This window comes from Marichromatium purpuratum 984 (genome assembly GCF_000224005.2).
GTDB lineage: Bacteria > Pseudomonadota > Gammaproteobacteria > Chromatiales > Chromatiaceae > Marichromatium > Marichromatium purpuratum.
Map to the genome: position 1 here is coordinate 3,758,095 of NZ_CP007031.1, position 21,018 is coordinate 3,779,112.

Consider the following 21,018-nt stretch of genomic DNA (forward strand, 5'->3'; position numbering starts at 1 on the left):
CGGAGGCGCTCAGTCGAAGCCCGCGGGCGCGGCCTGGTGCCAGTGGGTGAGGTGCTGGTAGCGATGCGCGACGTTGAGCAGCCGCGCCTCGTCGAAGTAGTTGCCGATGAGCTGCAGCCCGACCGGCATGCCCGCGACCGGCTCGACCGGGATCGACATCCCCGGCAGCCCGGCGAGGTTGGTGGCGATGGTGTAGATGTCGTTGAGATACATCGCCACCGGATCGTCCATCTTATCGCCGAGGGCGAAGGCGGTGCTCGGGGTGGTCGGCCCCATGATCACGTCGACCTCCTCGAAGGCACGCTTGAAGTCGTCGGCGATCAGGTGACGGATCTTCTGCGCCTTGAGGTAGTAGGCGTCGTAGTAACCGGCCGAGAGCACATAGGTGCCGATCATCACCCGGCGCTGCACCTCGGCGCCGAAGCCCTCGGCGCGGCTGCGGGTGTAGAGGTCCTCGAGGTCGGCGGGGTTGGCGCAGCGATGGCCGTAACGCACCCCGTCGAAACGGGCGAGGTTCGACGAACACTCCGCGGGCGCCACCACGTAGTAGACCGGCACCGACAACGGGCTGTTGGGCAGGCTGATCTCGCGGATCTCGGCGCCGAGCTTTTCGTACTCGCCGATCGCCGCCTCGATCGCAGCGCCGACACGCGGGTCGAGCCCCTCGCCGAAGAATTCCTTGGGCAGACCGATGCGCAGACCGCTGATGTCGTTATCGAGGGCGTCGACATAGTCCGGCACCGGCACGTCGGCGCTGGTCGAGTCGCGCTCGTCGAAGCCGGCCATCTCGTCGAGCAGGAAGGCGGCGTCGGCGGCCGAGCGCGCCATCACCCCGGCTTGGTCGAGCGAGGAGGCGAAGGCGATCATCCCCCAGCGCGAACAGCGCCCGTAGGTCGGCTTGATGCCGGTGATGCCGCACAGCGCCGCCGGCTGACGGATCGAGCCACCGGTATCGGTGCCGGTGGCCGCCGCGCACAGACGCGCGGCCACCGCCGCGGCCGAGCCGCCGGAGGAGCCGCCCGGCACCCGCGAGGTGTCCCAGGGATTGGCGACGGGGCCGTAGTAGCTGGTCTCGTTGCTCGAGCCCATGGCGAACTCGTCCATGTTGGTCTTGCCGAGCATCACCGCGCCGGCGCCACCCAGACGTTCGACCACGGTCGCGTCATAGGGGGCGACGAAGTCGTCGAGCATGCGCGAGGCACAGCTGGTGCGCACTCCCTTGGTGCAGAAGATGTCCTTGTGCGCGATCGGGATACCGGTGAGCGGGCCGGCCTGGTCACGGGCGAGCGCCTCGTCGGCGCGCGCGGCGGCGGCGAGCGCGGCCTCGGCATCGACGGTGATGAAGCTGTTGAGCTGGGGGTCGAGCCGCGCGATGCGGTCGAGATAGTGACGGGTCAGCTCGGTGCTGGAGTACTTGCGCAGCCGCAGATCGGCGGCCAGTTCTGCGATCGACTTGTTCTGCATTATTCGATGACCTTCGGAACCAGATAGAGCCCGCCCTCGCTCAGCGGCGCGCCGGCTTGGTACTCGGCGCGACGATCCGGCTCGGTGGCCTGATCGGGCCGCAGCCGTTGGGCCATGTGCAACGGGTGCGCCATGGGCTCGACGTCGTCGGTGTTCACCGAGTCCATCTGGGCCACGAGATCGAGAATATTGGAGAGTTCGGCGGCGTAGCGCTCGGTCTGATCCGGGCTGATCGCCAGGCGCGCGAGGTGCGCGATCTTTTCGACGTCGGAACGATCCAGTGACATGTCCGTCCTGCTGGGCCTACAAAAATGGGGAGTCAAAATAGCATAGCGGCCGTGGGCGGTGGAACCAGCGACCAGCGACCAGCGACCAGCGACCAGCGACCAGCGACCAGCGACCAGCGACCAGGGGATTGAACCGCAAAGCCGCAAAGCCGCAAAGCACGTGAAGTGCATGGTGTGTGATGTCGGCGTGAGACCACAGGCGGCGCAGGTCCGCAACCACTGGCGGCTGATCGCTGGCGGCTGGCAGCTTATTCCCTGCACGCGAAGTGCATGGTGTGTGATGTCGGCGTGAGACCACAGGCGGCGCAGGTCCGCAACCACTGGCGGCTGATCGCTGGCGGCTGGCGGCTTATTCCCTGCACGCGAAGGGCATGGTGTGTGATGTCGGCGTGAGACCACAGGCGGCGCGGATCCGCAACCACTGGCGGCTGATCGCTGGCGGCTGGCGGCTTATTCCCTGCACGCGAAGTGCATGGTGTGTGATGTCGGCGTGAGGCCACAGGCGGCGCGGGTCCGCACCCACTGGCGGCTGATCGCTGGCGGCTGGCGGCTTATTCCCTTCGCGGTTCAATCCCCTGGTCGCTGGCGCCGCTGCCTTGCCCATCCCTGATTGCATTGCTAGATTAGCCGTCCTGTTTTTCAAGGATTCCCTCAGCGGACATCGATACCGGACGCCTGCGGGACCCGGCGCTCCTCTCTTCCTCCAAGGTAAGTATCTGATGGTATTCAGACGCATTCGCGGGATATTCTCCAACGATCTGTCGATCGACCTGGGGACCGCCAACACCCTCATCTTTGCCCGCGGACGTGGCATCGTGCTCAACGAGCCCTCGGTGGTCGCGATCCGCCATGATCGCGCTACCGGCGGCAAATCGGTCGCGGCAGTGGGCGAGGAGGCGAAGCTGATGCTCGGACGGACCCCACAGAGCATCACCGCGGTGCGGCCGATGAAGGACGGCGTGATCGCCGACTTCACCGTCACCGAGAAGATGCTGCAGTACTTCATCCACAAGGTGCACGAGTCGCGCCTGATCAGCCCCAGCCCGCGAGTATTGATCTGCGTGCCCTGCGGCTCGACCCAGGTGGAGCGTCGCGCGATCCGCGAATCGGCCGCCGGCGCCGGCGCGCGCGAGGTCTTCCTGATCGAGGAGCCGATGTCGGCGGCGATCGGCGCCGGCCTGCCGGTGCACGAGCCCCACGGCTGCATGGTCATCGACATCGGCGGCGGCACCTCGGAAGTGGCGGTGATCTCGCTCAACGGCATCGTCTACTCCGCCTCGGTGCGCATCGGCGGCGACACCTTCGACGACGCCATCGTCAACTATGTCCGGCGCAACTACGGCACCCTGATCGGCGAGACCACCGCCGAGCGCATCAAGCACACCATCGGCTCGGCCTACCCCGGCAACGAGATGCTGGAGATGGAGGTCAAGGGCCGCAATCTCGCCGAGGGCGTGCCGCGCAGCTTCACCCTCAACAGCAACGAGATCCTCGAGGCGCTGCAGGAGCCGATCTCGGGCATCGTCGGTGCGGTCAAGATGGCCCTGGAGCAGACCCCGCCGGAACTCGGCGCCGATGTCGCCGAGCGCGGCATCGTGCTCACCGGCGGCGGCTCGATGCTACGCGGCTTCGACCGGCTGATCGAGGAGGAGACCGGACTGCCGGTGGTGATGGCCGACGATCCGCTGACCTGCGTGGCGCGGGGCGGCGGCAAGGCGCTGGAGTTGATCGACGAGCGCGCCACCGGGCTGTTCTCGGTCGAGTAGCCCCCGCCGTCGCGGGGCCACCCCGACACGAGCGGACTGGTCGCGCTCGGCACAATATCGGAAAATGACCCGCTCACGCCGTCCCTGATGCAGCAGGGGCGGAGGCCTGTCCACGGGGTTTGAACCACCCCGCACGACGCGGCAGACGCGCTCTCCCCCAATCCAGTCATTGCCGAGGAGCCGACCATCAAACCCCTGTTCGTCCGCGGCCCATCCCCACTGCTCAGGATGATCGTGGCGGTGATTCTGTCCCTCGGGCTGATCATCGCCGACCACCACTACGATCATCTCGGCACGGTACGCTCGGCGCTCTCGCTGGCGGCCTATCCGCTGCACTACGTCGTCGACCTTCCGGCGCACATGATGCGTGACACCCAGGGGCGTCTCACCAACGCCGCCGAGCTGCGCGCGCGCAACGCCGCACTGCATCGCGAGAACCTGACCCTCAAGGCTAGGCTGCAGCAATTCGAGGCACTCGAGGCTGAGAACATGCGGCTGCGCGACCTGCTCGGCTCCTCGTTCAGCGTCGGCGAACGGGTGCTGATCGCCGAGATCATGTCGCTCGACATCGCGCCCTACCGGCAACAGGTGATGATCAACAAGGGCTCGCGCTCGGGGCTGTTCGTCGGCCAGCCGGTGCTCGACGCCAACGCGGTGATGGGCCAGGTCATCCAGACCAACCCCTTCACCTCTACCGTGTTGCTGATCACCGACGCCGAGCACGCACTGCCGGTGGAGATCAATCGCAACGGTCTGCGCTCGGTGGCCGCCGGCACCGGCCTGAGCCAGGAGCTGCAGTTGCTGCACATCCCCAAGAACGCCGACGTGCGCGTCGGCGATCTGCTGGTGACCTCGGGGATGGGCGAGCGCTTCCCGCCGGGCTACCCGGTCGCCCGTATCAAGACCGTACGCCACGACCCGGACAACCCCTTCATCACCGTGCTCGCCGAACCCACGGCCGCACTCGATCGCAGCCGTGAGGTGTTACTGGTCTGGACCATGGACCCGGCGCTGCAACAGCAGGCACTCTCCGACACCCAGGGCACGGAGGCCCGCCCCAGACCATGAGCGAGACCAGGCCACGCGGCGGCTGGCTGATCGGCCTCAGCCTGTTCGTCGCCTTCGCCCTCAGCATCCTGCCGATGCCGCTGCCGGCCGAGGCGCTGCGCCCGCAGTGGGTGGCGATGGTGGTGGTGTTCTGGTGTCTGCACACCCCCGAGCGGATCGGCGTCTTCTCGGCCTTCGCCAGCGGGGTGGCGCTCGACGTGATCTCGGGCACCCTGCTCGGCCAGCATGCGCTCACCCTGTCGCTGCTCGCCTATCTGGTCGTCGAGCTGCACCAGCGCATCCGCATCTTCCCGATGTGGCAGCAGACCCTGTTCGTCTGGGTGCTGTTGCTCGCCGAACGGCTGCTCACCCTATGGGTGCTCGGTGCCACCGGACAACCGATGCCGGCGCTGAGCTACTGGGCCCCGACCTTCCTCGGACTGATCTTCTGGCCCTGGATGAGCGCGCTGCTTGGCGATCTCGGGCGGCGTGCCGGAGCCCTCTGAGACGATGCTCGAGTCCGGCTTCCAGGATCGCAAGCGCGAACAGCGGATCATTGCCACCCGCTCGGCGATCGCCGCACTGCTGGTGGTGCTGGCCCTGGCGCTGCTGGTGGTGCGACTGCTGCACCTGCAGGTCGAGCGTCACGATCATTTCTCGGTGCTGTCGCAGGACAACCGGGTCAAGATCCAGCCGATCCCGCCGACCCGCGGGCTGATCTACGACGCCAACGGCGTGCTGCTGGCCGAGAACCATCCCTCGTTCTCGCTCGAGATCACCGTCGAGAAGGTGTCCGATCTCGACGCCACCATCACGGCGCTCTCGCGCATCATCCCGATCGACGACAAGGATCGCGCCCGCTTCGCCCGGCTCAAGCGCCAGCGGATGCGCTTCCAGGGGGTACCGATCCGACTCAATCTGACTCCGGCGGAGGTCGCCCGCTTCTCGGTCAACGGCCACCGCTTCCCCGGGGTCGACGTGCGCGCCGAACTGGTGCGCGCCTACCCACTCGGTCCCTATGCCGCGCACGTGCTCGGCTATGTCGGGCGCATCAACGAGGGCGAACTCAAGCGCATCGACGCGCGCAACTATGCCGGCACCCACTTCATCGGCAAGGGCGGGATCGAGAAGGCCCACGAGGACCTGCTCCACGGTCAGGTCGGTCACCAGCAAGTCGAGGTCAATGCCCGTGGCCGGGTGCTACGCACCCTCGAGAGTCAGCCACCGGTCCCCGGACGCGATCTCAGCCTCTATCTCGACATCAAGCTGCAGCGTGCCGCCACCGACATCCTCGGTGAGCGTCGGGGCTCTATCGTCGCCATCGACCCGCGTAACGGCGGCGTGCTGGCGCTGGTCAGCCAACCGAGCTTCGACCCCAACCTGTTCGTCGAAGGCATCAGTCAGAAGGACTATCACGCGCTGCTCTACTCGCCGGACAAGCCGCTGTTCAACCGCGCCATCCGTGGTCAGTACCCACCGGGATCGACGGTCAAGCCGTTCGTCGGGCTCGCCGGGCTGATCGAGGGCACGGTGACCGCGCAGAGCAAGACTTACTGCCCCGGCTATTTCACCCTCCCCGGACACTCGCACCGCTTCCGCTGCTGGCGCCGCGGTGGTCACGGTCATGTCGATCTGCGCGCGGCGATGGCCGAGTCCTGCGACGTCTATTTCTACGATCTCGCCTACAAGCTCGGTATCGACCGGTTGCACACACGCCTGGCCGAGTTCGGCTTCGGCGCCGTCACCGGCATCGATCTCGCCGGTGAACTCGGTGGACTGCTGCCCTCGCGCGAGTGGAAGCAGCGGGTCCGCAATCAGCCCTGGTTCCCCGGCGAGACGGTGATCATGGGCATCGGCCAGGGGGCCTATCTCGCCACTCCGCTGCAACTGGCCGCTGCCACCGCAAGCCTCGCCAACCACGGTCACTTCATCACCCCCAGGGTGGTACGCGCCAGTCGCGCCTCGGAGCCGGCACCGCTCACCCCGGAGGAGGCATTGCCGATCGTCGATCATCAGATCCGGGTCGAGGATCCGGCGCACTGGGACACCGTGATCGACGCCATGGTGGCGGTGATCGAGGACCGCCAGGGCACCGCGCGCAAGATCCGCTCGCCCGACTATCGTATCGCCGGCAAGACCGGCACCGCACAGGTCTTCACCATCGGTCAGAACGAGCGCTACGACGCCGAGACCGTGCCCGAGCGACTCAAGGACCACGCGCTGTTCGTCGCCTTCGCCCCGATCGAGGATCCGCGTATCGCCGTCGCCGTGGTAGTCGAGAACGGCGGCAGCGGCAGCGCCACCGCCGCGCCCATCGCGCGGCGGGTGATCGACGCCTATCTCGGCGGCGAACCCCTGCCGCCGGAGCAAGACGAGGAACGCGCCGATGGCGACTAACACCCGCGCCGCCCAACTCGACCGTGGGGTCGACGAGCCGCTGCCCGGTCCGCTGCGACGACTGCACATCGACGCGCCACTGCTGGTGGCGCTGCTCGGACTGTGCGGCTTCGGGCTGATGGTGCTCTACAGCGCCAGCGACCAGAGCCCGCTGGCGGTGGAGCGCCAGCTGATCCGGCTCGGCATCGCCTTCGCACTGATGCTGGCGGTGGCGCAGATCCCGCCGCTCCGACTGCGCAACTGGTCGCCCTCGCTGTTCGTCGCCGGCTGCATCATGCTGGTGGCAGTGCTGGTGGCCGGCGAGATCGGCAAGGGCGCGCAACGCTGGCTCGATCTCGGCTTCGTGCGCTTCCAGCCCTCAGAGCTGCTCAAGCTCGCGGTACCCATGGCGGTCGCCTGGATCCTCGCCGCCCGACCGCTGCCGCCCTCGCGCACCCGTATCCTGCTGGCGGCGATCATCACCATGATCCCGGTGGTACTGATCGCCAAGCAGCCCGACCTCGGCACCTCGCTGCTGGTGGCCAGCGCCGGGGTAATGGTGCTCTTTATCGCCGGGTTGAGCTGGCGGATGATCGGCGCGCTCGCGATCATCGCCGCCGCCGCCGCGCCACTGCTGTGGTTCGGCATGCACGACTACCAGCGCGAGCGCGTGCTCACCTTCCTCAACCCGCAATCCGATCCGCTCGGCTCGGGCTATCACATCATCCAGTCGCAGATCGCCATCGGCTCCGGCGGGGTCTCGGGCAAGGGCTGGCTCAACGGCACCCAGTCGCACCTGGAGTTCCTGCCCGAGCGCAATACCGACTTCATCTTCGCGGTGATCGGCGAGGAGTTCGGCTTCGCCGGCATCCTCGCGCTGCTCGCGCTCTATCTGTTCATCATCCTGCGCGGGCTGGTGATCGCCAGCCGCGCCCAGGACAATTACGGTCGGCTGCTCGCCGGCGGTCTGATCATGGTGTTCTTCGTCTATGTCTTCGTGAACACCGGGATGGTGACCGGACTGCTGCCAGTGGTCGGTGTGCCGCTGCCGCTGATCAGCTACGGCGGCACCTCGATGGTCACCCTGATGATCGGTTTCGGGATGATCATGAGTATCGAGACGCATCGGAAAAGGGTTCGGATTTAAGCGCTTTGCGCATATACTGGAGGTCGAGTGTCAAGGAATGCGTGCAGCGCGACGGGCGTTTGTGCACGACACCATCACCTTCAGGATCGAGCTGCCGTCGATCCGCACCGAGACTCAGGACCGATCGAGCACCGATGCGAACCCTGATCACCCTGCTGAGCGCACTACTGCTCGCCACCGCCGAGGCCGCACCCGACGGCTATCGGAACGCCGCCGCCTCTTTCGTCACCGAGATGGCCGCGCGCCATGACCTCGATGCCGAGCAGCTCGCTGCGCTGATCGCCGGGGCCGAGTACCGCCAGGAGATCATCGATGCCATGGAGCAACCCTACGAGGGCAAGCCCTGGCACCGCTATCGCGCGCTCTTCCTCACCGCCGAGCGCATCGCCGGCGGACGCGCCTTCCACGCCGCCCATGCCGAGCAGCTCGCGCGGGCCGAGGCGCGTTACGGCGTCCCCGCACCGGTGATCGTCGCCATCATCGGCATCGAGACCCGCTACGGCGAGGTGCTCGGTCGTCATCGCGCGCTCGACGCGCTGACCACGCTCGGCTTCTCCTACCCCAGACGCGCCGCCTTCTTCCGTCGCGAGCTCGAACAACTGATCCTGCTCGGCGCCGAGGAGGGGATCGATCTGAGCACCGTGCGCGGCTCCTACGCCGGCGCGCTCGGCATGCCCCAGTTCATCCCCTCGAGCTATCGAGCCTATGCCGTCGACTTCGACGGTGACGCTCAGCGCGACCTGTGGCGCAGCAGCGCCGACGTCATCGGCAGCGTCGCCAACTATCTCGCGCGTCACGGCTGGCGCGTCGGCGGCCCGGTGGCGGTCCCCCTGGAGCAGCCGCCAGCGACCATGCCGGCAGTGGTGCGCAAGGCGCCGCGCGCACCCGCGACCACCCTCGGCGCGCTGCGCGCTGCCGGCATCGACCCGATGGCCGCAACCGGGCTCGCACCGGAGACGCCGGCCAACCTGATGTGTCTGGATGGCGGCGCGGCAGGCGAGCGCTGCTGGATCAGCTTCGCCAACTTCTACGCCATCACCCGCTACAACCACAGCAACCTCTACGCCATGGCCGTGCACCAGTTGAGCGAGGCGATCGGGGAGACGCCGCCATGAGCGCGCCCCGCAGCGCGATCGATCAACAGGCGCGGTCGCAGGGGAGGATCCGCATGTCCATACCGTCCGCTCGTCCATCGCACCGTCCGCTGCTGATCGCACTGGCGATCGGTGCAGCCGCGCTCGGCGGCTGTGCCAGCCAGCCGGGTCAACACCAGCTCGACGCCTTCGACGACGTCCCGCCGGAGATCGCCAGCATCCCCGACGCCGTCCCCAAGGTCGAACCCAGGTCCCGATACGGCAACCCCAAGTCCTACGAGGTCTTCGGCAAGCGCTACTACACCAAGGCGAGCAGCCGCGGACACGTCGAGCGGGGCCTGGCCTCCTGGTACGGCAAGGACTTCCACGGTCGTCGCACCAGCTCGGGCGAGCCCTATGACATGCACGCCATGACCGCAGCGCACAAGACGCTCCCCCTGCCGACCTATGCCCGGGTGACCAATCTCGAGAACGGCCGCAGCGTGGTGGTGCGGATCAACGATCGCGGCCCCTTCCACGGCTCGCGCGTCATCGACCTGTCCTATACCGCAGCGACCAAGCTCGGCATGGCGCGCAAGGGCACCGCCATGGTCGAGGTCCGCGCCATCGACCCACGACGACCGGATGCCGACCCCGGCCCGCTGGTGGCGGGTGGCGAGCACGCGCCGCAGCGTGCACGCGACACCACTCCCCCGGCGTCCGAGCCCGCCAGGGCGACGACCAAGCCGGTCACGACTGCGGCGCGTACCACGGAGGGCGGCAGCGGTGGCCTCTATGTCCAGGTCGGCGCCTTCGGTGACCCGCGCAACGCCGAGCGGCTGCGCTCCCGGCTGCGCCCGGAACTCGGCGACCCGATCCTGGTCGAGAACAGCCGCAGCGCCGGCAGCGCGCTCTATCGGGTGCGCATCGGTCCGCTGGCCTCGCGCACCGAGGCCAGCGCCCTGACCGAACGCCTGGCGGGGCTCGGCATCGCCGAGACCCGTCTGGTACAGAACTGACCCTCGGGTCCGCCCAACCGGCGGCGCCGTCACGCCGCCGGCGCCCGACCACCCCCGTCCTCACCGATCCCAGCAATCGGGATCACGGTCGAGCGATCCCCAAGACAGCGACAGCAAGGTTAGAATACCCCGTGATGACACGCCCCCACGCCGAACCCGGACACCCCATGAAGTCACGTATCCAGTCCCTCGTCCTGATCGTCCTGCTGTGCCTGCACCCGGTGCTGGCGAGCGCCGCGCCGCAAATCCCGGCACCGCCGCAGCTCGACGCCAAGGGCTATCTGTTGATCGACTTCAACACCGGTCAGGTGCTCGCCGACATCAATGCCGACGAGCGTCTGGAACCGGCCAGCCTGACCAAGATCATGACCGGCTACGTGGTCTTTCGCGAACTCGCCGAGGGCAACATCCGTCTCGACGATCAGGTGCTGGTCAGCGAGAAGGCGTGGCGTACCGGCGGCTCGCGGATGTTCATCGAGGTCGGCACCCAGGTCAGCGTCGAGGACCTGCTCAAGGGCATGATCATCCAGTCGGGCAACGACGCCAGCGTCGCCCTCGCCGAGCACGTCGCCGGCAGCGTCGAGGCCTTCGCCAACCTGATGAACGCCCATGCCCGCCGACTGGGGATGACCAACAGTCACTTCACCAATCCCAACGGCCTGCCCGACCCCGATCTCTACACCACCGCACGCGACATCGCCCGCGTCACCATAGCGATCATCCGCGAGTTCCCGCAGTACTACGCCTGGTACAGCAGCCGCGATTTCACCTACAACGACATCACCCAGCCCAACCGCAACCCGTTGCTGCGTCGCGACCCCTCGGCCGATGGCGTCAAGACCGGCTACACCCGCGCCGCCGGCTACTGTCTGGTCGGCTCGGCCAAGCGTGACGACCAACGATTGGTCTCGGTGCTGATGGGCGCACCCAGCCCCAATGCCCGCGCCACCTCCAGCCTGGCGCTGCTCAACTACGGCTTCCGCTTCTACGAGAGTCACCGTCTCTACCCGGCCGGTCAGCCGGTCGAGCACCTGCGGGTGTGGTACGGAGAGCAGGAGGTGCTGTCGGTGGGGCCGGCGACGGATGTGTTTGCGACCATTCCGCGCGGCGACTATGGTCAACTCAGCGCCCGCATCGAGCGCACCGCCGAACTCACCGCCCCGATCGCCGTCGGCGCACGCATCGGCGACCTGGTGGTCGACAACGCCGGGCGCGAACTGACGCGAGTCCCTCTGGTCGCGCTCGAGGCGGTGCCCGAGGGGGGCTTGGTGCGCAAGGCGAAGGACCATCTGCTGCGCATGTTCTGATGCCGGCCCGAGCCGGCGGAGCGAGCGCATGAACGAGCTTTATCTCAACGGTCGTTTCCTGCCGCCCGAGGCGGCGCAGGTCTCCGTGCTCGATCGCGGCTTCCTGTTCGGCGACGGCGTCTACGAGGTCGTGCCCAGCTATGGTGGTCACTTCCTCCGTCTCGACCAGCATCTGGCACGGCTCGGGCGCAGTCTCGCAGCGATCGGGCTCGATGACCCGCTCGGACCCGAGGGCTGGCAACGGGTGGCGCGCCGGCTGGTCGGCGAGCCACCGGCCCCGGATCAGAGCCTTTATCTGCAGATCACCCGCGGGGCGGCGCCGACCCGCGATCACCGCTTCCCGACGGGGGTCAGGCCGACGGTCTTGGCGATGAGCACACCGCTCGCCCCACGCGACCCGGCGATCGCCCGCGACGGCATCCGCTGCATCACCCGGCCCGATATCCGCTGGCAGCGCTGCGACATCAAGTCGACCTCGTTGCTCGGGGCGGTGCTGATGCGCCAGGAGGCGAGCGCGGCCGGCGCCGACGAGACCATCATGCTGCGCGACGGGCTGGTCACCGAGGCCGCCGCAGCCAACGTCTTCGTGGTCCAGGGGCAGCGGCTGCTGACCCCGCCCTGCGATCACCGTCTGCTCGCCGGGATCACCCGCGAGCTGGCGCTGCGACTCGCCGCGAGCGGTGAGATCGCCTTCTCCGAACAACCGATTGAGGACGCCCAGCTGCGCACCGCCGACGAGATCTGGCTCGGCAGCTCGACGCGCGAGTTGGTGCCGGTCACCCGGCTCGACGACCAGCCGGTCGGCGACGGCCGACCGGGACCACTCTGGCGACGCATGGACGCCCTCTATCAGGACTACAAGTCACAGGTACGCAACGGTCATGTCCGATTCTGAAGAAACCCTGCTCGAATTCCCCTGCCGCTTCCCGATCAAGGCGATGGGCCGCGCCAGCGACGACTTCCAGACGCTGGTCGTCGACATCGTCGAGCGTCATGCCCCCGGCGTCGAGGCCACGGCGATCAGCACCCGTCCCAGCAACGGCGGCAAGTGGCTGGCGGTGACGGTCACCATCGAGGCGCACAGCAAGGCGCAGCTCGACGCCATCTATGCCGAGCTGACCGCGCACGAGCGCGTGGTCTGGGCACTGTGAGCGAGGCGGGGGAGGGAGCGCGCCAGCAGACGCTGTTGATCCGGCGGCTGCCGGGGCTGCAGGACTATGCCGCGACCCTGGAGGCGATGCGTCGCTTCACCGACGCCCGTGACGAGGACTCGCTCGACGAGCTGTGGCTGCTCGAGCACCCGCCGGTGTTCACCCTCGGTCAGGCCGGGCGCCGCGAGCACCTGCTCGCCACCGGCGACATCCCGGTGGTGCAGGTCGATCGCGGCGGTCAGGTCACCTATCACGGCCCCGGCCAGCTGGTCGCCTATCTGCTGTTCGATCTGAGACGCGCCGGGATCGGCGTCAAGCGGCTGGTCAACATGCTCGAGCAGACGGTGATCGAGCTGCTGCGCGACTACGGCGTGGATGCCGAGCGTCGCGACAACGCCCCCGGGGTCTATGTCGCGGGCGCCAAGATCGCCTCGCTCGGGCTGAGGGTGCGCAACGCTCGCAGCTATCACGGGCTGGCGCTCAACGTCGCCATGGAACTCGAGCCCTTCGACCGGATCAATCCCTGCGGCTACACCGGGCTGGCGATGACCCAGCTCTCGGAGTTCGTCGCCGGGATCGGGGTGACCGACGTCGCCGGCCGACTGGTCGACACCCTCACGCGGGTGTTCGACCTGGAGCCGCGCTGGGCACGCTGAACCGGTTCAGCAGCACTCGAGCTCGATGCACTCGAGCAGGTGCAACCCGGCATCGTCGTCGTGGTGCTCGAACAGCTCGCGCAGTACGTTGACCTGACTGCCGATCAGGTACAGCCCGTCCTGACCGCGCGCCTCGGTCTCGGCGAGCTTGGTCGCGACATAGTCATGCAGCGGTGATGGGTTGGTGTTGTGCTCGATACAGGCGCGGATGCGCTCGATGCAGCCGTCGACCCGCGACTCACAGTCGATATCGACGAAACTCACATATCTGTCGTTGGTGTGCGTCGTCTCGTTCAAGGCCCTCTACCTCTGGTGATCGTTCAACCTGGGCCACGACCGATCCCGTCGCCATGATCGCGCCGCAATCATGGGCAGCGGCCCGCCGCGACGTGCGGACGGGATCGGCCAGTCGCCTGATCACCCGTAAGGCAAAAATCGCGCCTTAACCCTCAGCGCACCCCGCTCACCGGCCGCATCTCGCGATCGCAGGCGCCGCCGACCCGAGCGATGACGCCGTCTCCGTCGCGATCACAGTCACTCCCACGGTCGATCACCCGACAGCGGATCTCGAGCGGCTCGCCAGCATCGGCCCAGTGCGGAATCTTGCGATAGCGACCGATGCTGTCGTCAAGCCGACAACCGGCAGGGATGCCATAGGGGCGACAATCGCTCGGAGCTCGCAGGCTGACCTTGCGCCCGTCGACGACGAAGCCGGGATAGCGGTCCTCGACCCAGGTGCGATCGCGCGTCTCCAGCTCGTCGAAGCGGAACTGCTTGAAGCGATAACCGGTGCCGACCGTCTCGCCGACCTCGATGCGGGTGTTGGCGATCACCGCGAAGTCGTCGCCGCTGCGGGCGACGGCGCCGGACATGTACTCGACACGTGGGTGCTCGGGAAAGCACTTGCCCATCGCCGGGGCGTGATAGTAGTGACGCACCCGCTTGAGCTTGGCCAGGTCGGTGCCGGGGAAGACCGCGCGCAGGTCGTCGTCGTCACCATAGAGGATGCGTTCGACGTCGCCGACGCTCTGCGCATACATCGCCTGCAACTTGGCGAAGCGCGGCTCGTCGGCGAGGTCCGGGCGCAGATAGCAGGCGGTCAGGCCGGAGATCTGGGTGAGGAACTCGTCCCAGATGTTGTACTGCGAGACCTTGGAGGCGACCCCCTGGAAGTCGCCGGGGAAGGTACAACCGATGTGTCGCGGACACTGGCCGACGGCACGGTTGCGGATGGTCAGCGCGACGATGTTGCGCTCACAGGCGCCATAGGCGTTGCAGCCGCGCGCATGATGGCCCTCGAACAGCGCGGTGCGCAGGGTGTAGTCGAGGTGCTTGGCGCGCGCCAGGGTGGTCAGCGGCAACTCGCCGCGGCGCCTGGCCAGATAATCCTCCCAGGCCCGCTCCAGGGCGCCGCGCCGTCCGCTCAGCCGGGCATTGGCGCGGGCGCACTCGGAGGAGGCGTGAAAGTCACGGACGATGCGATCGAGCTGACTCGACGCGGCCGGGGGCGTCGCGCCCGGTCGAGCAGCCGGCGGCGGGGTGAAGAAGGGCGCCTTTTCCATGGCATAGAGCTGACGGACATCGATCACCCCGCGCACCCCGGCCTCACAGTGATGGTTCTCCACCTCCAGCCCCTTGCGTCGCTCGATCGCCGCGAGGAAGCGCGCGCGCGCCTCGGGACCGGCACGACGCGGGTCGACCACCACCTCGAAGCCGACATAGGGCGTGCCCGAGGCATCGGTGAGCGGCGCGCCGTCGCGGATCACCAGACAGGGGATCAGCGAGGTGCCCTGGGCGAGGGTGCCGATCGGCGCCCCGGGGTCGCCCGGGCGAAAGCGCTCGGCGCTGTAATAGGGCACCTCGACAGGGCCATTGAAGGCATAGAGGGTCATCACCGGGGTGGCGGGGATCCCGGCCCGCACCTGGACCGAGACGACGAGCAACGCGAGCGCGCCGAGCAGTTTACGCATGGGGTCGATTCCTGACAGAGGGTTCACCGGCCAAGCCTCACGGCCGATCCGGAATTACAGCATACCGGCCCGCTTGATGGCCAAATAGCGGTCGGCGAGCGCCGCCGGCAGCTGCCCCGGGAGCAGGTCGAGCACCTGGACCCCGCGCCGACGCAGCCGCGCGCAGCGCACCCGCCGCCGCTCGCGCCAATCGCGCAGGGCATGAAAGCGCAGTGCATCCGACAGGTCGCACAACGGCTGGTTCAACGCCCCGTCCAGCGAGCGCTCGCGCAGATCGGCGAGCAGCAGCAGATGGTCGCGACCGAGCAGTCGCGCCGCCTGCTCCAGTCCCTCTTGATCCTCGTCGCGCCCGCAGGTGATCAACACCACCAGGGCACGACGGCGCAGCCGTTGTTGCAGCGTGGCGGCGGCGAGCAGTGGGTCGGCCGCCTCCAGCGTCGGCTGCAGGTCGTAGCAGTCATCGAGCAAGCGGCGCAACGCCGGCTGCCCCTGACGCGGCGGACACCAGCGATGCGTCCCGCCATAGCTCATCAGCCCCACCGCATCGCCCTGGCGCACCGCCAGAGCGGCCACCAGCAACAAGGCGGCGAGCGCCGCATCGAGGTGTCCGGCGCCAGCGCCGAGATGGCGCATGTGCCGACCGCAGTCGAGCAGGAACACCAGTTGCTGATCGCGCGACTCACGGTACTCACGCGAGATCGGGCGCTGCGCGCGAGCGCTCGCCTTCCAGTCGATCTGACGCAGCAGATCGCCGGCACGATAGTCGCGCAGCTGGTGAAAGTCGCCGTCGCTGCCGCGTCGCTGGTGCGGGTGCACCCCGACGCCGAGTCGCGCGTCCTGCGCCGCCAAGGCGATCCCGCGACGCAGCGCCGTGAGTGCCGGCACCACCCGCACCCGCTCCGACAAGACGAGCCGGTGCCGACAGCGCCACAGCCCGAGCGACGAGTAGAGCGCCAGATCGACCCCGGTGAAGACGACATCGCCCCGCGTCACGGGCCGCAGCCGATAGTCCAGACGCGCCTCACCCAGCGGGGACAGCAGCAGACTAGCGGGCAGCCCGGCGACCTCGAAGGTGGCCGGGTGCAGGTCATGCATCAGCAGCCGCAACCGCCGCCGCGCAGTCGAGCGCACCACCAACCCCACCGCACACCACTCACCCTGCGACAGGGTCCCCGGCAGCGTCCGCTCGACCTGCGGCACCGGCGTCCGCCACAGCACCAGGACATCGCCCAGCACGACCACCGCGAGCAGCCCGCCATAGCCCCACCACAGGGGCCCGGCAGCCGGCCACCAGAGCGCCACCAGAGCGATCAGCGTCCAGCCGACGAACAACCAGGACAGAACAGGGGTCAGACGCATCCGTGACTCCGCAGGAAAACCATGGGCAACACGATAACCCAGAGTCGCGCGATTGAAACTCGGCCGATTCGAGGTTCAGGCGGCCAGGTACCAGCCGTCAGCCGTCAGCCATCAGCCATCAGCCATCAGCCATCAGCCGTCAGCCGTCAGCCGTCAGCCGTCAGCCGTCAGCCGTCAGCCGTCAGCCGTCAGCCGTCAGCCGTCAGCCGTCAGCCGTCAGCCGTCAGCCGTCAGCCGTCAGCCGTCAGCCGTCAGCCGTCAGCCGTCAGCCGTCAGCCGTCAGCCGTCAGCCGTCAGCCGTCAGCCGTCAGCCGTCAGTGAGTGTGCGTCCTCGACGACGGCGCCACTTGTCATCGGCTGACGGCTGATCGCTCGGCGCCGCGCCAGCGCGGTCGACCGGGCAAAGCGCAGCGTGCCCGGCGAGACCCGGCCACCCTCGGCCAGAGGATTCGAACCGCCAGGGCAGGTCGAATCGCCAAGCCCCAAGGGGTTGCAGCCGCCGGCAGGCGTGCGACCTCGACGACGGCGTCGCCTTCCGCCTGCTGGCGACTGGCGACTGGCGACTGGCGGCTGAACCCTACTTGCCGATACAGAAGCTGGAGAAGATGCGCCCGAGCAGGTCTTCAGAGGTGAAGCGGCCGGTGATCTCGCCGAGCGCGCGCTGGGCGAGGTGGAGTTCCTCGGCGACCAGCTCGGCGCCGACGCCCGCGGCCTGGGCGCGGGCGGCCGACTCCAGTGCGGCAAGGCCCTGGCGCAAGGCGTCGAGATGGCGACGGCGGGCGGTGAAGGCTCCCTCGGGACGGGCACCGACCCCGGCAACCGCCTTGAGGTGTTCGCGCAGCAACTCGAGCCCGCGTCCCTCGCGCAGCGACAGCGCGATCTCGGTGGCGCCCTCACGCTCGTCGCAACCCGGCTCGGCGCCGGTCAGGTCGATCTTGTTGCGCAACCGGGTGATGCGCACCCCCTCGGGCAGGCTCGCGGCGGTCTCGGGATCCGGCCCCTGGGTAGCGTCGTAGACCCACAGCACCAGGTCGGCGCGACCGAGCTGCTCGCGGGCACGACGCACCCCCTCGCGCTCGACCGGGTCGTCGCTGTTGCGGATGCCGGCGGTATCGATGATGCGCAGCGGCAGACCGTCGATCTGGATGTCGCTATGCAGCAGGTCACGGGTGGTGCCGGGGATATCGGTGACGATGGCGGTGTCGGCCCCGGAGAGGGCATTGAGCAGGCTCGACTTGCCGGCGTTGGGGGCGCCGGCAATCACCACCGAGAGCCCCTCGCGGATACGACAGCCCTGGTGCGCCTCGGCGAGCACCGCACGGGTCATGGCGATCAGCTCGGCGAGATCGGCGGCGATCCGCGACTCGTCGCCGGGATCGATCTCCTCCTCGCTGAAGTCGAGCGTGGCCTCGAGATAGGTGCGCAGCCGCACCAGCCGCTCGACCAACGCCTCGATCCGCCGCGAGAAGGCGCCCTGCAGGCTGTTGCCGGCGAGCCGGGCGGCGAGCGCGGAGGCGCTCTCGATGAGATCGGCGACGGCCTCGGCCTGGGCGAGATCGAGCTTGCCGTTGAGGAAGGCGCGCTCGGTGAACTCGCCGGGACGCGCTGGGCGGGCGCCGAGTTCGAGACAGCGCTGCAGCAGCAGGTCCATCACCACCGGACCGCCGTGTCCCTGGAGTTCGAGCACGTCCTCGCCGGTGAAGGAGGCAGGGGCGACGAAGCGCAGCGCGATGCCGGCATCGATGAAGCCACCCGCGGCGTCGCGGAAGACGCCGAAATGGGCCTGACGGGGGGCGGGTAGGGCGCCGAGCAGGGCGTGGGCGATCGCGGCAACGCCCGCACCGCTGACCCGGACGATACCGACACCCCCGACGCCGGGCGGGGTGGCGACGGCGGCGATGGTGTCGGCGGTCATCGGGTCAGCGCTTCTGCTTGGCCGTGCCAGCACCCTGTTCGATCTGACGGGTGATGTGCCACTGCTGGGCGATCGAGATGATGTTGTTGACCGTCCAGTAGAGCACCAGACCCGCCGGGAAGAAGGCGAAGAACACGGTGAAGACGAACGGCAGCGCCATCATGATCTTGGCCTGCATCGGGTCCGGCGGCGGCGGGTTGAGCTTCTGCTGCACGAACATCGACACGCCCATGATCAACGGCAGGACGTAGTAGGGATCGGGCGCGGAGAGATTGTCGAGCCAGAGCACGAAGGGCGCCTGCCGCATCTCGACGCTCTCGAGCAGCACCCAGTAGAGCGAGATGAACACCGGGATCTGCACCAGGATCGGCAGACAGCCGCCGAGCGGGTTGATCTTCTCGGTCTTGTAGAGTTCCATCATCGCCTGGTTGAGGCGCTGCTTGTCGTCGCCGTAGCGATCCTTGATGGCCTGCAGGCGCGGGGTGAGCTTGCGCATGTTGGCCATCGAGCGATAGCTGGTCTCGGAGAGCTTGAAGAAGGCCAGCTTGATCAGGATGGTGAGCACGATGATCGCCCAGCCCCAGTTGCCGACCAGGGCGTGGATCTTCTCCAGCACCCAGAAGATCGGCTGCGCGATCACCGTCAGCCAGCCGTAGTCGACCGCCAGCTCGAGTCCGGGGGCGATGGCGGCGAGGTCGTCCTGCAGCTTGGGACCGACGAACAGCCGGTTGTCGAAGCTGTGGGTGGCGCCCGCGGGGATGCTCACCGCCGGCGAGTACTTGCCGATGATATAGCGCGAGTCACCGACGACCTTGGTGTAGAAGGTCTCCTGGACCTGACGCGGTGGGATCCACGCGGCCATGAAGTAGTGCTGGATCATCGCGATCCAGCCATCGGTCACGCTGCGATCGAGCTTGCCGTCGCGCATGTCGTCGAAGGACACCTTCTTGTACTTCTCTTCGGGGCTGTAGTAGACGCCGCCGGTGAAGGTGTGGACGAAGCTCGGCTCGTTGGGATCGTAGAAGTCGGTGCGCTGGAGCTGGTTGTACTCGCGCGCCACCAGCGCCGCATCGGTGGTGTTGGTCACCCGCTGCGCGGTGTCGATGACATAGCTGCCACGCTCGAAGGTGTAGACACGCTCGACGGCGACGCCATTCTCGCCCTGCCAGCGCAACACCACCTGGAGTCGATCCTGGCCGTCCTCGAGCCGGTACTCGGACTGCTCGGCGGTGAATCGCGCCTCGTGGGTCGGCAGCGCGCCGGCCTGCTGGCCGAGCAGTCCCGACTGGGCGACGAACATGTTCGGCGGCACCGGCTTCATCAGCCGGAACTTGTCTTCGGGGCGCTCGGGCACCACCGCATAGTCGAGCAGCCAGGCGCTGGAGATGGTCCCGCCCTGGGGCGAGATCTCGAGACGCAGCACGTCGGTCTCGACGACCACGGGCGCGGCGCCGGCGGCGCGCATCTCGGCGCTTATGGCCGCGGGAGTGGCGGCATCCGGGGTGACGGTGACACTGGGCAGGTCCGCCGGCGCCGAACCGGCCTCACCAGGGAGCATGCCCGTCGACTCGGTCATTGCGACCTGCGGCGACTGTGGCCGCCCGTAGTCTTGCATCCAGGCCTCGTAGATCAGGAACGAGACCGCGGCGAGAGCGAGAAACAGGATCAGGCGCACATTATCCATGAGTCGATGTCTGCCTTGCTGGGGGAACGGGATCGACGCCGCCGGGGTGCCAGGGGTGGCAACGCAGCACACGGCGTACGGCGAGATAGCTGCCGTAGACCGGGCCGTGGCACTCGATGGCCTCGATGGCGTAATGGGAACAGGTCGGATAGAAGCGACAACGCGGTCCGAGAAGAGGGCTCAGGACGTACTGATACACGCGAATCAGACCGGTCAGGATTCGGCGCATGGTTGTTTCTTCCTGATGGTTGCCCAGGCACGCTCGAGATGGTCGAACAGTCGCCGATTGGGCAGCGTCGGTGCGCCACGCGCGCACATGACCACGACATCCACCCCGGGGAGGGCGTGATGGTGGTTCCGGAAGCTTTCGCGGACGAGACGCTTGAGCCGGTTGCGGTCAACCGCGCGTCGCGCGCACTTCTTGGAGATAGCCAGCCCGAGTCGCGCACGCCCGCTCCCGTTGGGACGGAACAGGACGACGAAGCCCTGTTGTCCAGCGCGGACGGGATCGCTGAAGACGTGTCGATACTGCGTGGCGCACGTCAACCTTCGCTCACGCGGAAAGGCCTGCTCGGCGCGACCGGCGGAGCGCTCGGGGTTCAGAGCGCGAGACGCGCGCGGCCCTTGGCGCGACGGGCAGCAAGGACCTTGCGGCCGTTGCGGGTGGCGCTACGCGCACGAAAGCCGTGGGTACGAGCGCGCTTCAGGCGGCTCGGTTGAAAGGTGCGCTTCATGGTCGGTACTCCAGGGAGTTTGGAATTGGCAGCACGGGGCGCGTGGCACCCCTTTATAAAAGG

General features: G+C 68.0%; 21 protein-coding genes. 11 read left to right on the plus strand and 10 right to left on the minus strand.

Features of this window, described 5'->3' with window-relative positions; all coding sequences use genetic code 11:
- Positions 1-9: 9 nt before the first annotated feature.
- Positions 10-1,464: an Asp-tRNA(Asn)/Glu-tRNA(Gln) amidotransferase subunit GatA gene (gatA, locus tag MARPU_RS16340; protein ID WP_005222286.1), complete on the minus strand. Its 1,455-nt coding sequence runs from the start codon at positions 1,462-1,464 to the stop codon at positions 10-12.
- On the minus strand, positions 1,464-1,751 hold the full coding sequence (gatC, locus tag MARPU_RS16345; RefSeq protein ID WP_005222284.1) for an Asp-tRNA(Asn)/Glu-tRNA(Gln) amidotransferase subunit GatC: 288 nt from the start codon (positions 1,749-1,751) through the stop codon (positions 1,464-1,466). Before gatC ends, gatA begins: the two co-directional genes overlap by 1 nt.
- Before the next feature lie 719 nt (positions 1,752-2,470).
- Between gatC and MARPU_RS16350 the strand changes: the two genes are divergently transcribed.
- The 11 genes from MARPU_RS16350 to lipB all read left to right on the plus strand — a co-directional run bounded on the left by MARPU_RS16350 (position 2,471) and on the right by lipB (position 13,293).
- Positions 2,471-3,517: a rod shape-determining protein gene (locus tag MARPU_RS16350; RefSeq protein WP_005222281.1), complete on the plus strand. Its 1,047-nt coding sequence runs from the start codon at positions 2,471-2,473 to the stop codon at positions 3,515-3,517.
- 240 nt (positions 3,518-3,757) lie between these two features.
- Positions 3,758-4,585, plus strand: coding sequence for a rod shape-determining protein MreC (gene mreC / locus MARPU_RS16355; RefSeq protein ID WP_025275412.1), 828 nt, complete (start codon positions 3,758-3,760; stop codon positions 4,583-4,585).
- A complete protein-coding gene (mreD, locus tag MARPU_RS16360; protein WP_005222277.1) occupies positions 4,582-5,070 on the plus strand; it encodes a rod shape-determining protein MreD in 489 nt (162 codons plus the stop codon). The genes mreC and mreD overlap by 4 nt, the downstream gene beginning before the upstream one ends.
- 4 nt (positions 5,071-5,074) lie before the next feature.
- Positions 5,075-6,961 carry a penicillin-binding protein 2 gene (gene mrdA / locus MARPU_RS16365; RefSeq protein ID WP_005222274.1) on the plus strand — a complete coding sequence of 629 codons (1,887 nt, stop codon included), beginning with the start codon at positions 5,075-5,077 and terminating at the stop codon, positions 6,959-6,961.
- Positions 6,951-8,087, plus strand: a complete 1,137-nt coding sequence (rodA, locus tag MARPU_RS16370; protein WP_005222272.1) for a rod shape-determining protein RodA — start codon at positions 6,951-6,953, stop codon at positions 8,085-8,087. The genes mrdA and rodA overlap by 11 nt, the downstream gene beginning before the upstream one ends.
- A 134-nt stretch (positions 8,088-8,221) precedes the next feature.
- On the plus strand, positions 8,222-9,202 hold the full coding sequence (gene mltB, locus MARPU_RS16375) for a lytic murein transglycosylase B (protein ID WP_005222270.1): 981 nt from the start codon (positions 8,222-8,224) through the stop codon (positions 9,200-9,202).
- 53 nt (positions 9,203-9,255) lie between these two features.
- Complete coding sequence (locus MARPU_RS16380; protein WP_025275413.1) at positions 9,256-10,179, plus strand: septal ring lytic transglycosylase RlpA family protein; 924 nt, start codon at positions 9,256-9,258, stop codon at positions 10,177-10,179.
- Positions 10,180-10,346: 167 nt separating this feature from the next.
- Positions 10,347-11,486 carry a D-alanyl-D-alanine carboxypeptidase family protein gene (locus MARPU_RS16385; RefSeq protein ID WP_005222261.1) on the plus strand — a complete coding sequence of 380 codons (1,140 nt, stop codon included), beginning with the start codon at positions 10,347-10,349 and terminating at the stop codon, positions 11,484-11,486.
- A 28-nt stretch (positions 11,487-11,514) separates the two neighbouring features.
- Positions 11,515-12,381, plus strand: coding sequence for a D-amino acid aminotransferase (locus MARPU_RS16390; protein WP_005222260.1), 867 nt, complete (start codon positions 11,515-11,517; stop codon positions 12,379-12,381).
- Positions 12,368-12,637 (plus strand): YbeD family protein, encoded by a 270-nt coding sequence (locus MARPU_RS16395; RefSeq protein ID WP_005222258.1) that lies wholly within the window; start codon positions 12,368-12,370, stop codon positions 12,635-12,637. The genes MARPU_RS16390 and MARPU_RS16395 overlap by 14 nt, the downstream gene beginning before the upstream one ends.
- Positions 12,634-13,293 carry a lipoyl(octanoyl) transferase LipB gene (gene lipB, locus MARPU_RS16400; protein ID WP_005222256.1) on the plus strand — a complete coding sequence of 220 codons (660 nt, stop codon included), beginning with the start codon at positions 12,634-12,636 and terminating at the stop codon, positions 13,291-13,293. Before MARPU_RS16395 ends, lipB begins: the two co-directional genes overlap by 4 nt.
- 6 nt (positions 13,294-13,299) lie before the next feature.
- Here lipB and cowN read toward each other — a convergent pair whose 3' ends face one another.
- The 8 genes from cowN to rpmH all read right to left on the minus strand — a co-directional run bounded on the left by cowN (position 13,300) and on the right by rpmH (position 20,955).
- Positions 13,300-13,590, minus strand: a complete 291-nt coding sequence (gene cowN, locus MARPU_RS16405; RefSeq protein ID WP_005222255.1) for a N(2)-fixation sustaining protein CowN — start codon at positions 13,588-13,590, stop codon at positions 13,300-13,302.
- Between the two features lie 152 nt (positions 13,591-13,742).
- On the minus strand, positions 13,743-15,263 hold the full coding sequence (locus tag MARPU_RS16410) for a hypothetical protein (protein ID WP_005222253.1): 1,521 nt from the start codon (positions 15,261-15,263) through the stop codon (positions 13,743-13,745).
- A gap of 54 nt (positions 15,264-15,317) precedes the next feature.
- Positions 15,318-16,622, minus strand: a complete 1,305-nt coding sequence (locus tag MARPU_RS16415) for a DUF58 domain-containing protein (protein WP_005222252.1) — start codon at positions 16,620-16,622, stop codon at positions 15,318-15,320.
- Positions 16,623-17,199: 577 nt separating this feature from the next.
- The gene (gene mnmE / locus MARPU_RS16420) at positions 17,200-18,537 is read right to left on the minus strand and encodes a tRNA uridine-5-carboxymethylaminomethyl(34) synthesis GTPase MnmE (RefSeq protein WP_005222251.1); all 1,338 of its coding nucleotides are present in this window, start codon (positions 18,535-18,537) and stop codon (positions 17,200-17,202) included.
- A 4-nt stretch (positions 18,538-18,541) separates the two neighbouring features.
- The gene (yidC, locus tag MARPU_RS16425) at positions 18,542-20,221 is read right to left on the minus strand and encodes a membrane protein insertase YidC (protein ID WP_005222250.1); all 1,680 of its coding nucleotides are present in this window, start codon (positions 20,219-20,221) and stop codon (positions 18,542-18,544) included.
- Positions 20,214-20,450 (minus strand): membrane protein insertion efficiency factor YidD, encoded by a 237-nt coding sequence (yidD, locus tag MARPU_RS17440; RefSeq protein WP_005222249.1) that lies wholly within the window; start codon positions 20,448-20,450, stop codon positions 20,214-20,216. The genes yidC and yidD overlap by 8 nt, the downstream gene beginning before the upstream one ends.
- Positions 20,435-20,824, minus strand: coding sequence for a ribonuclease P protein component (gene rnpA / locus MARPU_RS17445; RefSeq protein ID WP_084015211.1), 390 nt, complete (start codon positions 20,822-20,824; stop codon positions 20,435-20,437). The genes yidD and rnpA overlap by 16 nt, the downstream gene beginning before the upstream one ends.
- Positions 20,821-20,955, minus strand: coding sequence for a 50S ribosomal protein L34 (gene rpmH, locus MARPU_RS16430; RefSeq protein WP_005222248.1), 135 nt, complete (start codon positions 20,953-20,955; stop codon positions 20,821-20,823). The genes rnpA and rpmH overlap by 4 nt, the downstream gene beginning before the upstream one ends.
- Positions 20,956-21,018: the final 63 nt, after the last annotated feature.

Coding starts and splice junctions, on each gene's coding strand:
- MARPU_RS16380 (WP_025275413.1), top strand. CDS start 9,256: ATGTCCATACCGTCCGCTCGTCCATCGCACCGTCCGCTGCTGATCGCA.
- MARPU_RS16410 (WP_005222253.1), bottom strand. CDS start 15,263: ATGCGTAAACTGCTCGGCGCGCTCGCGTTGCTCGTCGTCTCGGTCCAG.
- gatC (WP_005222284.1), bottom strand. CDS start 1,751: ATGTCACTGGATCGTTCCGACGTCGAAAAGATCGCGCACCTCGCGCGC.
- rpmH (WP_005222248.1), bottom strand. CDS start 20,955: ATGAAGCGCACCTTTCAACCGAGCCGCCTGAAGCGCGCTCGTACCCAC.
- yidD (WP_005222249.1), bottom strand. CDS start 20,450: ATGCGCCGAATCCTGACCGGTCTGATTCGCGTGTATCAGTACGTCCTG.
- mltB (WP_005222270.1), top strand. CDS start 8,222: ATGCGAACCCTGATCACCCTGCTGAGCGCACTACTGCTCGCCACCGCC.
- MARPU_RS16395 (WP_005222258.1), top strand. CDS start 12,368: ATGTCCGATTCTGAAGAAACCCTGCTCGAATTCCCCTGCCGCTTCCCG.
- rodA (WP_005222272.1), top strand. CDS start 6,951: ATGGCGACTAACACCCGCGCCGCCCAACTCGACCGTGGGGTCGACGAG.
- MARPU_RS16385 (WP_005222261.1), top strand. CDS start 10,347: ATGAAGTCACGTATCCAGTCCCTCGTCCTGATCGTCCTGCTGTGCCTG.
- gatA (WP_005222286.1), bottom strand. CDS start 1,464: ATGCAGAACAAGTCGATCGCAGAACTGGCCGCCGATCTGCGGCTGCGC.
- MARPU_RS16390 (WP_005222260.1), top strand. CDS start 11,515: ATGAACGAGCTTTATCTCAACGGTCGTTTCCTGCCGCCCGAGGCGGCG.
- MARPU_RS16415 (WP_005222252.1), bottom strand. CDS start 16,622: ATGCGTCTGACCCCTGTTCTGTCCTGGTTGTTCGTCGGCTGGACGCTG.
- mnmE (WP_005222251.1), bottom strand. CDS start 18,537: ATGACCGCCGACACCATCGCCGCCGTCGCCACCCCGCCCGGCGTCGGG.
- mreD (WP_005222277.1), top strand. CDS start 4,582: ATGAGCGAGACCAGGCCACGCGGCGGCTGGCTGATCGGCCTCAGCCTG.
- MARPU_RS16350 (WP_005222281.1), top strand. CDS start 2,471: ATGGTATTCAGACGCATTCGCGGGATATTCTCCAACGATCTGTCGATC.
- mrdA (WP_005222274.1), top strand. CDS start 5,075: ATGCTCGAGTCCGGCTTCCAGGATCGCAAGCGCGAACAGCGGATCATT.
- yidC (WP_005222250.1), bottom strand. CDS start 20,221: ATGGATAATGTGCGCCTGATCCTGTTTCTCGCTCTCGCCGCGGTCTCG.